Raw genomic sequence first — 302 nt, forward strand, 5'->3', positions numbered from 1 at the left:
CTGGCTAAGCGATTTGGAATGGGTGCGTCATTTTTCCCTTTGGCATGCGGTTTGAAGCTGGCTTTCTGGTAAACAGATACGAGATTCAATCGCTTCATGATACGACGAATGCGACGACGAGACACCGCCATCCCTTGCACTTCTAGGCATTTCTTGATTTTTCGTGCACCGTATCTGGATTTGCTCTCACGGAAAATCTGTTTCACCTTTGCTTCAAGCTCCGCTTCAGATACTGGCTCAGTGGCTTTGTAGTAATAGCTTGAACGAGGGATTTTCAAGCAACGACACATGGCTGAAATACT

Annotated in this window: 1 protein-coding gene; it reads right to left on the minus strand. The window is 46.4% G+C overall.

What is annotated here, in order from left to right; genetic code table 11:
* Window positions 1–302 (minus strand): IS3 family transposase (locus tag ACERC5_RS09955; protein ID WP_373660660.1); only part of this gene is annotated, 302 nt, incomplete at both ends.

Source organism: Streptococcus sp. E24BD (assembly GCF_041807825.1).
Taxonomy (GTDB): Bacteria; Bacillota; Bacilli; order Lactobacillales; family Streptococcaceae; genus Streptococcus; species Streptococcus entericus.